Annotated in this window: 8 protein-coding genes, 2 rRNA genes and 1 pseudogene; 1 reads left to right on the forward strand and 10 read right to left on the reverse strand. The window is 42.8% G+C overall.

The genetic code is table 11. The features are described from left to right. Positions 1–274: 274 nt before the first annotated feature. Positions 275–1,615 (forward strand): hypothetical protein, encoded by a 1,341-nt coding sequence (locus ADJ67_07315; protein ID AKT47454.1) that lies wholly within the window; start codon positions 275–277, stop codon positions 1,613–1,615. Positions 1,616–1,839: 224 nt separating this feature from the next. Here the strand turns inward: ADJ67_07315 and ADJ67_07320 are convergent, their stop codons facing one another. From ADJ67_07320 to ADJ67_07365, 10 genes and pseudogenes are all read right to left on the reverse strand, one after another. After that, the gene (locus ADJ67_07320; protein ID AKT47455.1) at positions 1,840–3,819 is read right to left on the reverse strand and encodes a fructose 1,6-bisphosphatase; all 1,980 of its coding nucleotides are present in this window, start codon (positions 3,817–3,819) and stop codon (positions 1,840–1,842) included. Positions 3,820–3,937: 118 nt separating this feature from the next. Continuing rightward, the gene (locus tag ADJ67_07325) at positions 3,938–5,203 is read right to left on the reverse strand and encodes a UDP-N-acetylglucosamine 1-carboxyvinyltransferase (GenBank protein ID AKT47456.1); all 1,266 of its coding nucleotides are present in this window, start codon (positions 5,201–5,203) and stop codon (positions 3,938–3,940) included. A gap of 37 nt (positions 5,204–5,240) precedes the next feature. Then, the gene (locus ADJ67_07330; protein AKT47457.1) at positions 5,241–5,483 is read right to left on the reverse strand and encodes an AbrB family transcriptional regulator; all 243 of its coding nucleotides are present in this window, start codon (positions 5,481–5,483) and stop codon (positions 5,241–5,243) included. Between the two features lie 17 nt (positions 5,484–5,500). Further along, positions 5,501–5,824 carry a hypothetical protein gene (locus ADJ67_07335; protein AKT47458.1) on the reverse strand — a complete coding sequence of 108 codons (324 nt, stop codon included), beginning with the start codon at positions 5,822–5,824 and terminating at the stop codon, positions 5,501–5,503. An 80-nt stretch (positions 5,825–5,904) separates the two neighbouring features. Beyond that, positions 5,905–6,648, reverse strand: coding sequence for a hypothetical protein (locus ADJ67_07340; protein ID AKT47459.1), 744 nt, complete (start codon positions 6,646–6,648; stop codon positions 5,905–5,907). A gap of 1 nt (position 6,649) precedes the next feature. After that, complete coding sequence (locus ADJ67_07345; protein AKT47460.1) at positions 6,650–7,609, reverse strand: stage 0 sporulation protein; 960 nt, start codon at positions 7,607–7,609, stop codon at positions 6,650–6,652. Positions 7,610–7,954: 345 nt separating this feature from the next. Next, positions 7,955–8,428, reverse strand: a pseudogene (locus ADJ67_07350) (hypothetical protein). A 14-nt stretch (positions 8,429–8,442) separates the two neighbouring features. After that, a complete protein-coding gene (locus ADJ67_07355; GenBank protein ID AKT47715.1) occupies positions 8,443–9,075 on the reverse strand; it encodes a hypothetical protein in 633 nt (210 codons plus the stop codon). A 280-nt stretch (positions 9,076–9,355) separates the two neighbouring features. Next, positions 9,356–9,472: ribosomal RNA gene (locus tag ADJ67_07360) — 5S ribosomal RNA — on the reverse strand. A 53-nt stretch (positions 9,473–9,525) separates the two neighbouring features. Continuing rightward, positions 9,526–12,414 (reverse strand): 23S ribosomal RNA (locus ADJ67_07365). Between the last annotated feature and the right edge of the window lie 114 nt (positions 12,415–12,528).

The following is a 12,528-nucleotide window of genomic DNA, read 5'->3' on the forward strand; positions in this document are numbered from 1 at the left end:
TCAATATATTCATATCACTAAGATATGATAATAATGAATCAACTCAAAGAAAAAAATGGATACTAGCGTTAATCAACACTTAGTATCCATATGTTATTTTGGCGCTCTAAAATATTGGGTTGGGGTTGGTACTCTCTAAATTATCGGGTTGGTAAAAACAGACCGTTTTTTCTTTGAGGTTGGTGGACTCTAAAATATCGGGTTGGTAAAAAAAATAACCCTTCGCATATAATGTATTTAAGCACAATACTCTAATTACGAAGGGAGGAACTCTATGATTCCTAATACTGATTTTATCACAACTTTTCTCAATATCAGAGATTCTGATCTGGAATATTTCTTTGTTTCTACAGAAAATGGTAAAACTTACTACAATGTTCAGCTTAAAAGGAAGCTTTTTTCCTGTCCATATTGCCGTTGTGAAACTATCGGATATGGACACAGAATGAAAACAATCTATCACCCTGTTTTGAGAGATACTAACGGATATATCAAATATAATGCCAATCGATATCTCTGTAAAGGCTGTGGCAAGATTTCCATGGAACCTAATCCTTTTGCATTCTCTGAATTCAATTCATCATACTTGCTTCTTGATGAAGTTATGAAGAAATTAAAGAACCTTGGCTACACTCTAGAAATGATTTCCGAAGAACTGAATATTTCAACCACACAGATAAACAATTATCTTGATTCATATGTTGTTGTCCCTAATCTTCCTCTTCCTGAATCCGTTGGCATTGATGAACTTCATAGTCCTTCTCTTTCAAGGAAGAATGCTAGCTATTTATGTGTAATTGTAGACAACGAAAAGCGTTGCCTATACGATATTCTGGATTCCAGAAGTAAAGATTATCTATCAAATTTTTTCGTGAGTAAAACAAGAGAAGAAAGGCATAATGTAAAATATGTAACTATTGATATGTGGGAACCTTACCGTGATGTTGCAAAGTCATTTTTACCAAATGCAATAGTGGCAGTTGACCCTTTTCATGTAATTGAACACCTGTGCAGAGACTTTGAAAATCTTAGAATTAGCCTTATGAAACAATGTCCTTACGATTCAAATGGCTATTATCTTTTAAAGAAATGGAACTGGCTATTAAATAAGGACGGCATAGATTTAGATAACGCTAAAGCATATAATCACAGATTCCAAACCACCTTAAATCGAAGAGATTTGTTAATGATGATCAAAGATACTTTCCCAATCCTTGGCGAAGCATATGAATTAAAAGAGTATTACAGAAGGCTAAACAAAACAGCAACCTATGAGGAGGCAGTTGAAAAATATGATGATGTTGTAAGGCTTTTTAATAACTCCGGAATTCCTCAATATGATGAATTTGCATCCATATTAGTAAAATGGAAAACTGAAATACTTAATTCTTTCAGAAGACCATATGAAAACAGAAAACTTTCCAATGCTTATTCTGAGAATATCAACGGAAAACTCCGAACATACATAACTGTATCCAGAGGGCTTGGCAACTTTAAACGGTTTAGATGTAGAACTCTATTCGCTTTAAATCCAAAAATATACTTTGCAATATCGGACAACCTTAAAACAAACAAGAGGATTGGACGAAAGAGAGGTCCATACAATAAAGAGTAGCAATATAAAAGGACATTTTCCACATGAATTTCATGCGAAAAATGTCCTTTTTATTCATAGTCACCAACCCGATAGTTTAGAGATGGATTTTTCTAACCAACCCGATAATTTATACTATCGTTATTTTTGACTCGTTAACGATATGTTCTTATTTATAATGTATCAAATTGTTCAGTTCTTTTTATATCTTATGTAAACCACCGATTTTACAAGTAGACAGATACTTATTTCCCCTTATACGCCGAATACTTACCCTCGGGACGCTCTTTAATCTCACCTGTTTTGTATGCCTCAACAAGACGCTTTACCGCCTCTGCCTGTCTTAGAAGTTCGGCTCCCTCATCAGTATCGATAACTAGCATTCTCGTCTTGAGAGTATCCACAGTCTTCATGCTAGGGCTAAAGAATTTCTGAGTGCCATCCTCTTTCAAAGGCTCATAAGGCTTGTGTTCAGCCAGAGCCATAAATCTCGAGTTAAAGATAAATGTATATCCTGCTATCCCTGTCTGCTTTTGATATGCCTTTGATATACCGCCATCTATTACGTAGAGGAGGCCGCCTCCTTTGATTGGGCTTTCTCCATTTTTGATTTTTACTGGAACGTGTCCGTTCAAAATCTTGGAGTGACTTGGGTCAAGTCCAAACTCACGTAAAATCTTTTCGCATGGCTCCTTGCTGTTTATTAGCTTGTAGTAAGGTCTTACAGGTTCCTTGTGGCTAGCTTTGTCGTCGATGAACAATCTCTCAAAAGTCGTCATCTTCTCTTTGCCAAACAGAGGAGAATCCTTAGCAAGCCATAGGTACCACATTAGGTCTCCAGGCTTTCCGTACTTCTTAATTTTCTCAGGCGAGAAATACGAGGCTCTAATCTGTTTATCGAGATGATCCATCAAAGCTCTACCTGCACACTTTGCTCCGTAGATATCCACAGGAAGGAAGTCACCGTTCTCATCCATAGGAATGCATCCGTGGAAGAGCAAATTGCCGTTTATACGCTTGTAAAGTGCTCCATGGCTAAACATGTACCTTATATGAGTTTGCAGCCTCTCAGAGTTAATTATCGACGCTGAGAGCGAATTCATAACTGCACGCTCATCCTCGGTAAGCTCGTATGGATTGTTTGGATCAATAGTTGGGAAGAAAGTATCGTTTAGCGGATAAACTGTGCCTTCGACATTGACCGTACCATTCTCAAAATCAATCTTGTCTAGCAAAAGTCTCTTGTCTAGATCAAATTCAGGATGCTCTTTGATAAGCTGTCCTTCTAGCTTAAACTGCATTATTGCAATCGCCTTGTGCATGCGTGCAGCAAGCTGGTCGTCTACAGGATCAAATTTGTTCTTGTCCAAAACATGTGGCCAGAACTTCTTGCATTCGTCGTTTCCATATGTATCAGCAGCAAATGTTGTAAGTCTTCTAAGGTTAATTCCGTATCCAACCTCAAGCATATCAAAGTTATTATAGCTGATGTTCATTCTAATGATGTTAGCTATGCAGGCAAGGTTTCCTGCCGCAGCACCCATCCAGACGATATCGTGGTTACCCCACTGGAAATCAACATCGTGGTAGTCCATCAAATAGTCCATAATTGTATCAGGATGCGCACCTCTGTCATATATATCACCTATGATGTGAAGCTTGTCAACTGCAAGTCTGCTTATGGCATCAGCCATCTCTGTAATAAAGATTTCACCAAAACCAAAGTTTACAACCGTATTAATAATCTCGCTGTAGTAGTGAACACGGTTTTCCTCATCGTCAGCGTGAAGAAGCTCATCCATAGCATAATCGAGATACTTAGGAAGTCTATTTCTAACCCTTGATCTAGTGTACTTTGTTGAAACCGACTTACAGATTGTAACCAGTCTATAGATAACAGTCACGCACCACTGCGAAAAATCAATCTCCGTCTTCTTACGTCTTTCTATCTCAGCCTGAGGATTATATATCAAAGCCGCTAGGTCCTCCCTATCGTCCTCGCTCAAAATCCCCGCATAATGCTCGTCAATCTTTGTCTTTATCGTACCTGAAGCACTTCTTAGCATGTGAATGAAAGCCTCATGCTCTCCGTGAAGATCGCTCAAAAAGTATTCAGTTCCCTTAGGTAAAGCAAGTATTGCCTTAAGGTTTATATACTCGGCAGTAGCCGCTCTTATATTAGGGTATCTGTCTGCAAGAAGCTCTAGATAATTTGAATCTGACATATTTTACTCCTTTAAAACTCGATTGCATCTCTTTCCAAGACATCATCAAAGCACTATATTATCTACTTTGTATTTATCCTATATGCTGACAACGGCTCAACCTTGTCAGTATGAGCCGTCAGTCTTCTATTCTCAATATATTTGCGCCGAGCGCACGAAATTTCTCTACGAACTTCTCGTATCCACGCTCAACATGGTAAATCTGTGAAACTTCAGTAGTTCCAGACGCAACAAGACCTGCGAGTACCATTGCAGCACCTGCACGAAGATCGGTTGCAATTACGCTTGAACCCTCAAGCTTCTTTCCACCCTGAACAATTGCGCGATTACCTTCGGTTTTAATATTTGCACCCATTCTGTTAAGCTCAGCAACATGCATGAATCTGTTCTCAAAAACAGTCTCAATAACAGTGCTTGAACCCTCAACAGTCGTCAAAAATGACATGAAAGGTGACTGTATATCAGTTGGGAACCCTGGATATGGAAGAGTCTTAAGATCAGTTGCTATAAGTTTCTTGTCCGCTGCATTTACATAAAGACCTTCTTCCGTTATCTCAACTGTAACTCCGCACTCTCTAAGCTTTGCAGTTATAGGCTTAACGTGATCTGGAACCACATTCTTTATCATAACCTCACCACGAGTAATCGCAGCTGCAAGCATAAAAGTAGCAGTCTCTATTCTATCAGGAATTACATTGTGAGCGGCCCCGTGAAGTGACTTAACACCTTCAATTTTAATAGTATCAGTACCTGCACCTTTGATCTTTGCTCCCATTTTGTTCATGAAGTTAGCAAGATCTACAATCTCAGGCTCCTGAGCCGCGTTCTCAATATATGTTGTTCCATTTGCCAAAACAGCAGCCATCATGATGTTCTCAGTCGCTCCTACACTTGGGAAGTCAAGATAGATAGCTGCACCCTTGAGACCGTTCTCTGGCGCTGTTGCTTCGATATAGTTTTCCTTTGCTATAATCTCAGCACCAAGAGCCTCAAATCCCTTAAGATGAAGCCCTATAGGTCTCTCACCTATGGTACATCCACCAGGCATATACACCTTAGCGTACCCAGCTCTAGCTAGAAGAGGTCCCATCAGCAAAAATGATGCACGCATCTTGCTCGTATGTTCGTAGCTCGCCTCACGCTTTGTTAGCTCTTCCATATTTATCTCTAGCACGTTTTCCTCTATCTGATTGATGCTTCCACCAAGAGATACCAAAATCTCCTTCATGACCTTAACATCTATCAAATTAGGCACGTCGCTTATCTTACATTTTTCTTTTGTTAGGATAGCAGATGCCATCTCTGGTAACACCGCGTTCTTGGCTCCGCTTATCTGAACCACTCCATAAAGTGGCGCTCCGTTTTGTACTAAAAATTTTGCCACGACTTCCTCCGAATTCAGCAATCTTCTATGACGATTTCTATAGCTTCTTTAGCTCTTTGATGCATGCTCCACACACGTTCTTGCCGTGCACTTCCTGTACATCCTCATCGCTTCCACAAAACACACATCGCGCTTCGAACTTCTTTAGCATTATGTAGTCATCCTGAACAAAGACCTCAAGGCTGTCATCTGTATTTATGTCTAGGCTTCGTCTTAGCTCAATAGGAATTACAATTCTCCCTAGCGCGTCAACCGGCCTTACTATTCCCGTCGATTTCATTTATCTTCTCCCTCCAACTAGTTCTTTCCGTTTTTGATAAGCGAAATCAAAGAGCTTATTGATTTTGCTATGCTCGAAAGCGAAGCGACCCTTGATTCATTCCCAGCAGCAGCGCTTGCAAAGCTTGCAATGGTCTTTGATAGATCATCTACAACTGGCTTTGTCTCAATCGCCTTTTCGCTAACGATTCCGCTAACAACAGAAACATCCTCCAAAATACCGTTCACTCTCTTAAGCGTCTGTATAAGACGTGCAACTGCTACAATCAAAAATATGAGCAATATTATCGCTACTGCAATCAAAATAATATATAACATGTTGTTCAAATCAATAGTAACCATATAAGCCTCCCGGTATCTCCTTTGATCTCCAATTAATTTATCTTAATAATTACTGACTAACTTAGCCTCCAGCCTCAAAGCTAGACCTCATAGGCCTCCAAAACTTCTTTCGTAAAGCTGCCATCTTCATTTCTTACGCTGATGTTCTCAAGCCAGTTGAGCTGCCTCCTGCCTCCCTTAACAAAGTGCATAAGCAGTATATTGGGCACGCCGCCAGGCTTACCGCTAACAAGCTGAATAGTCTTAGGCTCAAGCGCAAATCTCCTGCTCGCCTCACATATATCTATCAGCCTTCCTGGTCTATGAACCATGAATAAGCTTCCGCCATCCTTGAGCAAAAAAGCCGCCGCCTCTAGGAATTCCTCAAGCCCCGCAAGAAGCTCATGCCTTGCAATAGCCTTTGCCGTATTACCGCTCACAAGGCCCCTACCTGACTCCATATACGGTGGATTGGTCGTCACTACATCAAAGCCCTCCGCCCCAAGTAGCTGACTCTCCATGCCCTTAATATCTTTAACATTGGCAAGTACAAGCTTAAGTCTATCCATCAAAGAGTTAAGCTTAAGGTTCTCCTGCGCAAGCTCAAAGGCCTGCTCCTGAACCTCAACTCCAACAATTTCCTTAGCCCTGCATCTAGCTGACATAATCAGTGGAATTACCGCTGTATTTGTACCAAGATCACAGACCCTCATATCTTCAGTAATCTGCAATTTCCTGCAAGCCATATTAGCTAAAAGAACTGCATCCGTTCCGTAGCAGAAGGCATCCTCATCCTGAGCTAGCTTAAGTCCACCGAAACCTATATCATCTACTCGTCTCTTCATGCTAGTTATTCTTCATAAGCTCCTCGAGCTCTGCCTTGTATTCTTCATCGACCTCGTTTAGAATTTCTCGGTCATTGTTATGTCCGCCCTTTGACCTCTTATCCTTACCGGATTTGTTCTTGTCAAACTGCCTCTTTATCTCTTCCTTGCGATATGTGTAGATATCCTCTGAAAGCTTGTCGCTTCCGTCCTCTTCCTTCTCGCCAGTAAAAAGCCTTACTCTCACGGTCTCTCTAAATATATTAGAATCTACAACCTTTGCTCTTCCGTCACTTGTCTTAACTATCTCACCGCTCTCAGGCATACCCTTACGAAGCTCGATATACACATCGTTCTCATACTTTAGGCAACACATTAGCCTTCCACATATACCCGAAATCTTTCCAGGATTTAGGGAGAGATTCTGAGTCTTTGCCATCTTGATAGATACAGGCTGAAAATCTGTTAGCCAAGAAGCACAGCAGAGTCCTTTACCACAAGGTCCGCATCCGCCAATAATCTTGGCTTCATCTCTAACTCCCACCTGCCTGAGCTCTATTCTCATCCTGAAAACACTAGCTAGGTCCTTGACAAGCTCTCTAAAATCTATTCTGCCATCCGCAGTGAAGTAAAACACAATCTTGTTATTATCAAAAGTATATTCCACATCTATGAGCTTCATCTCAAGTCCGCGCTTGTCAATCTTCTCTTGACAAATACGCATCGCTTCAGACTTCTTGCTCTCGTTCTCATCCCTACGCTTGATATCTTCTTCCGTAGCTATCCTGATAATAGGCTTGAGCGGCTTAACCAAGCTCGAATCCTTGATAGCATTAGGCTGCATTGCAATATATCCAAATTCGAGTCCTCTAGCAGTCTCTACGATTACACCGCATCCGACCTCGAGTCCTTCTAAATCTAGCGGATCAAAATAGTATACCTTACCATTGTTGCGAAATTTAACGCCGGCTACATTTATCATCGCTTACCTTCCCATCTTTAAAATTAAATTCTTCATAGCATATCTAAAATTAGAATTGCCATTAATGCTGCGTCTAGCCTCCTCAACATAGGAAATGTACTTCGCAGCTTTATTTCTATTCATTACCGCAGAGCCACTGTTTATCAGATGCTCTCTCAAAACTCTTTCTATCGCATCAAGAAAGCTCAAAGCCCCGCGTCTATCCTTCACACATTTATCCAGTAAATTCTTCTGCTCATAAAACAAATTGCGATCCACGACCATCTTTATCAAAGCCTCAGCGTTGGCGAGTAACTTTGCATCATCTGCCAAACACAAATCTGCATCATTAATTCTGATGCTAGCACATCTTGATCTAACGGTCGGAAGTAAATTTACGCTGTTCTCAGACAAAAGCATTATCAAAGAGCTCGCCTTCGGCTCCTCAAGTGTCTTAAGAAGTCTGTTCTGCGCCCTATCCGTCATTGTATCCGCAGATTCGATGATTGCAATGTGCATCTTTCCCTCTGCTGAAGGAAGCATCGCAAGCTCCCCCTGCAAATGTTCTATTGCCTCGTTCTTGATTGACTTCTCATCCTGAAGGTAGTGAAGATCCTCGTAAGAATCCTTATCTATGCGCTTACAAATGCTACACTGATCACACCCCTCACCAGGTTTTTCCTTGCATAAAGTAGCCTTTGCAAAAGCCTTTGCAATCCCTGGCTTATCAATTAGGCTATCGCCCTCGATAATATATGCATGTGTAATATTACCTTTTATAATCGCATCGCTGAGAGACTCTAGCGATTTACCATATTTAAAATACTTACTAAGTCCCACAACAACCTCTGAATTTACCTTGCAAGAATCACATCGAGCTTTTCAATAATCTCAGACTTAACTGACTCAATATCTTTGCATGCATCAATCCTTATGATTCTATCTCTATTTGCCTCGTCATCCATAAGTGCAAGATATCCATTATACACTCTCATGCGGAAGGAATCCTCCTGAAGTTCCATCCTATCCTTACCTTCCCCCCTGCTATCTATACGGCTAGAAGCAATATGTGGGTTTATATCAAGAAAGAATGTATAGTCAGGCATAAATCCATCTACTGCGTATTTGTTAATATCCCAAATTGCATTACCCATCTGCCTACCATAGGCCTGATAAGCAATACTCGAATCTACGAATCTATCGCATACAACAACCTTGCCCTCTGAAAGCGCAGGTTTAATAACTTCACTTACAATCTGTGCACGTGAAGCAGCGTAAAGCATTGCTTCAGTCATAGCACACATTTCTGCATTAGCTGGATCCAAAAGAATGTCTCTTATCTTTTCACCTATGCTTGTGCCACCTGGTTCCCTAATAAACAAAGCATCAACGCCTCTAGCCTCTAAGTAATCCTTAATATTAGCTAGCTGTGTAGACTTTCCGGAACCATCGCCTCCCTCAACGGATATAAATATACCCTTGTTCAAATCAGGTTCACACTTAGGCACGATTCCTGGCATTCTCTTGTCATTGCACATATCTATTTCCTTTTAATGACCATATCTATCATTCTGTTAAAGAGCAGAAAAGTAATATATGCCATTGGACAAACTAAGAGTATGCAAAATATAATCTTAAAAATAAACATATATCTGCTCCTTAAATGTAAATTTACATATAGGTAAATTATACCATTTGTACCAAATAATTACAATCTAGTAAAAGTATTCTAGACATAAAAAAAGACTGCATAAGCAGTCTTTAATGAACCGGCAACGTCCTATCTTCCCGGGCAGTCGCCCACCAGGTATTGTCGGCGCTGAAGAGCTTAACTACTGTGTTCGAGATGGGAACAGGTGTGACCTCTTCGCTATAATCACCGGATTAAACCTTACTAAATAACGCTTCTCACTAGCATTTCTTTTCCTTTGAAACCACTGGTCAAGTGCTCGACCTATTAGTATCAGTCAGCTTAATACATTACTGCACTTACACCTCTGACCTATCACGTGGTAGTCTCCCACGGGTCTTACCTTAAAGGAGGAAATCTATTCTTGTGGGGGGCTTCGCACTTAGATGCTTTCAGCGCTTATCCCGTCCATACGTGGCTACCCAGCTATGCCCTTGGCAGAACAACTGGTGCACCAGAGGTATGTCCATCCCGGTCCTCTCGTACTAAGGACAGCTCCACTCAAATTTCCAACGCCCACAGCGGATAGGGACCGAACTGTCTCACGACGTTCTGAACCCAGCTCGCGTACCTCTTTAATGGGCGAACAGCCCAACCCTTGGGACCTACTCCAGCCCCAGGATGAGACGAGCCGACATCGAGGTGCCAAACACCCCCGTCGATGTGAACTCTTGGGGGGTATCAGCCTGTTATCCCCGGGGTAGCTTTTATCCGTTGAGCGATGGCCCTTCCACTCGGAACCACCGGATCACTAAGCCCGACTTTCGTCCCTGCCCGACTTGTATGTCTCGCAGTCAAGCTCCCTTCTGCCTTTGCACTCTACGCGCGATTTCCGACCGCGCTGAGGGAACCTTTGGGCGCCTCCGTTACTCTTTAGGAGGCGACCGCCCCAGTCAAACTGCCCACCTGACACTGTCTCAGCACCGGTTCACGGTACATGGTTAGAATTCCAGCGTTACAAGGGTGGTATCCCAACGATGACTCCGCAAATACTGGCGTACTTGCTTCATAGTCTCCCACCTATCCTGTACATGCAACGCCGAAACTCAATATCAAGCTACAGTAAAGCTCCACGGGGTCTTTCCGTCCTGCTGCGGGTAACCGGCATCTTTACCGGTACTACAATTTCACCGAGTCTATTGTTGAGACAGTGCCCAGATCATTACGCCTTTCGTGCGGGTCGGAACTTACCCGACAAGGAATTTCGCTACCTTAGGACCGTTATAGTTACGGCCGCCGTTTACTGGGGCTTAAGTTCAGTGCTTCTCTTGCGATGACACGTCCCCTTAACCTTCCAGCACCGGGCAGGCGTCAGCCCCTATACTTCAGCTTTCGCTTTTGCAGAGACCTGTGTTTTTGGTAAACAGTTGCCTGGGCCTTTTCACTGCGGCCTGCCGAAGCAGGCACCCCTTCTCCCGAAGTTACGGGGTTATTTTGCCGAGTTCCTTAACAATAGTTCTCTCGCTCACCTTAGGATTCTCTCCTCATCTACCTGTGTCGGTTTGCGGTACGGGCACCTTAGGTCTAATTAGCGGCTTTTCTTGACAGTGTGAAATCAGCTGCTTCAGGTCTATTGACCACCCCATCACGCCTCAGAATATATATGAACGGATTTGCCTATCCATACTCCCTTGACGCTTGGACACGCTCTACCAACGGCGTGCTCAGCTTATCCTCCTGTGTCCCCACATCATTCAAACAACCTTCGGTGGTACAGGAATTTCTACCTGTTGTCCATCGCCTATGGCTTTCGCCCTCGGCTTAGGCCCCGACTAACCCTGAGTGGACGAACCTTCCTCAGGAAACCTTAGATTTTCGGTGGGCAGGATTCTCACCTGCCTCGCGCTACTCATGCCAACATTCTCTCTCGTATAAAGTCCACAATACCTTACAGTACTGCTTCAACCCGTATACGACGCTCCTCTACCATACATTAAGTATCCGTAGCTTCGGTAATAGGTTTTAGCCCCGTTTATCTTCGGCGCAGGGTCACTCGACTAGTGAGCTATTACGCACTCTTTGAATGAATGGCTGCTTCTAAGCCAACATCCTAGCTGTCTGTGCAACCCCACATCCTTTTCCACTTAACCTATATTTTGGGACCTTAGCTGACGGTCTGGGCTGTTTCCCTTTCGACTATGAAACTTATCTCACATAGTCTGACTCCCGTAGATGATACTCTGGTATTCGGAGTTTGATAGTTTTCGGTAACCGGTGAAGGCCCCTAGAACATTCAGTGCTCTACCCCCAGGTATCTTACTACGAGGCTAGCCCTAAAGCTATTTCGAGGAGAACCAGCTATATCCGAGTTCGATTGGAATTTCACCCCTATCCACACCTCATCCTAACCTTTTTCAACAGATATAAGTTCGGTCCTCCATAACCTATTACAGTTACTTCAACCTGGACATGGATAGATCACCCGGTTTCGGGTCTACAGCATGCAACTTTCGCCCTTTCAGACTCGATTTCTCTACGGCTCCAGTGCTCCAGCACCTTAACCTCGCTGCATACCATAACTCGTTGGCCCGTTCTACAAAAAGTACGAGGTCACTTGCGCTCCCTCTGCTTGTAAGCATAAGGTTTCAGGTTCTATTTCACTCCCCTCCCGGGGTCCTTTTCACCTTTCCCTCACGGTACTATTCACTATCGGTCACTGGGTAGTATTTAGGCTTGGGGGGTGGGCCCCCCGGCTTCAAACCGAATTCCACGTGTTCGGTCCTACTCTGGTGTCACATAGGTGATACTCATTTTTCGCATACGGGGATATTACCCTCTGTGTCGCAAACTTTCCAGTTGTCTTCTGCTAAACTTGTATCTACCACGGCTGTGATCCACAACCCCGTTAGTAAACTAACGGTTTGGCCTCTTTCCCTTTCGCTCGCCGCTACTTAGGAAATCGATTTTTCTTTCTCTTCCTCCGGGTACTTAGATGTTTCAGTTCCCCGGGTTGCCTTTATTCGTACTATAGATTCATACGAAAATACCTACACATTACTATAGGTGGGTTCCCCCATTCGGAAATCTACGGATTGACGGATATGTGCTCCTCCCCGTAGCTTATCGCAGCTTGTCACGTCCTTCGTCGGCTCCCAGTGCCAAGGCATCCGCCTTATGCTCTTATTCACTTGACCATCAAGTGTGTAGCTTTTACCATTATTAATTAACTTCAGTAAATTGCTCTTTTCTGGTTTCTCGGTTGAAATCGTTTACCCTTGCTATTCGTTAGACTCTCTTTCGATTATCTTAG

Source organism: Eubacterium sulci ATCC 35585 (genome assembly GCA_001189495.1).
In the GTDB taxonomy this organism is placed as follows: Bacteria; Bacillota; Clostridia; order Peptostreptococcales; family Anaerovoracaceae; genus Eubacterium_B; species Eubacterium_B sulci.

Excerpts from the sequence above, each read along its gene's own strand:
- ADJ67_07315 (AKT47454.1), top strand. The coding sequence starts at position 275 with ATGATTCCTAATACTGATTTTATCACAACTTTTCTCAATATCAGAGAT.
- ADJ67_07320 (AKT47455.1), bottom strand. The coding sequence starts at position 3,819 with ATGTCAGATTCAAATTATCTAGAGCTTCTTGCAGACAGATACCCTAAT.
- ADJ67_07330 (AKT47457.1), bottom strand. The coding sequence starts at position 5,483 with ATGAAATCGACGGGAATAGTAAGGCCGGTTGACGCGCTAGGGAGAATT.
- ADJ67_07335 (AKT47458.1), bottom strand. The coding sequence starts at position 5,824 with ATGGTTACTATTGATTTGAACAACATGTTATATATTATTTTGATTGCA.
- ADJ67_07340 (AKT47459.1), bottom strand. The coding sequence starts at position 6,648 with ATGAAGAGACGAGTAGATGATATAGGTTTCGGTGGACTTAAGCTAGCT.
- ADJ67_07345 (AKT47460.1), bottom strand. The coding sequence starts at position 7,609 with ATGATAAATGTAGCCGGCGTTAAATTTCGCAACAATGGTAAGGTATAC.